Genomic DNA, 847 nt, shown 5'->3' with positions numbered 1-847 from the left:
CCGGTGATCGACGCCTATCACCATCAGGACCTGCGCCGAACCCGCAGCGCCCTGCACAACATTGTTCCGGTCGACACAGGCCTTGCGAAGGGCATTGAGCGCTTGCTGCCTCACATGGAAGGCAAGTTCAGCTCGGTGGCCATGCGGGTGCCCACCATGAACGTGTCGGCAATCGACATGGTGGTGAATGTCAGGGAAAACACCTCGGTGGAGGCGGTGAACAACTTACTAAAAAACGCCGCCCACGGCCCGCTGAAACACATTCTGGGCTACACCGATGAGCTTCTGGCCAGCTCCGATTTTAATCACGACGCCCACTCCGGCATCGTCGACGGAGGCCAGACGCGCGTAACCGGCGGCACCATGGTGAAGGTGCTGTGCTGGTTTGATAACGAGTGGGGGTTCGCAAATCGGATGCTGGACGTCAGCAAACACTGGCTCTCCAGCCACTGACACATTTTTTGATCAGGGGATGAACAACGATGACTATCAAGAGAATGACCGATCTGGATCTCGCCGGTAAGCGGGTACTGATTCGTGAAGACCTCAACGTACCGGTAAAAAATGGCGAAGTGTCCAGCGACGCTCGCATCCGTGCCTCGCTGCCGACGATTAAGGCGGCAAAGGACGCAGGCGCAAAGGTCATGCTGATGTCCCACCTCGGCCGCCCGGAAGAAGGCGTTTACGACGAAGCCTCCTCCATGAAACCGGTGGCCGACCACCTCAGCAAGGTACTGGGTCAGGAAGTTCGCCTGATCACCGATTACCTCGAGGGCGTTGATGTAGCCGACGGCGAAGTCGTCCTTTTCGAAAACGTCCGTTTCAACAAGGGCGAGAAAAAAGACGA

At 57.4% G+C, this 847-nt stretch carries 1 protein-coding gene and 1 pseudogene; both read left to right on the top strand.

All coding sequences use genetic code 11. The features are described from left to right. Positions 1 to 453, top strand: a pseudogene (locus B3M52_RS19060) (erythrose-4-phosphate dehydrogenase); the annotation flags it as partial. A 29-nt stretch (positions 454 to 482) separates the two neighbouring features. Next, on the top strand, positions 483 to 847 hold a 365-nt coding region (pgk, locus tag B3M52_RS19055; RefSeq protein WP_286750023.1), incomplete at its 3' end, for a phosphoglycerate kinase.

This window comes from Marinobacter sp. UBA2688 (assembly GCF_002352785.1).
Taxonomy (GTDB): Bacteria; Pseudomonadota; Gammaproteobacteria; order Pseudomonadales; family Oleiphilaceae; genus Marinobacter; species Marinobacter salarius.
Note: the sequence above shows the minus strand (reverse complement) of the source record. Positions and strands in the feature narration are given on the sequence as shown.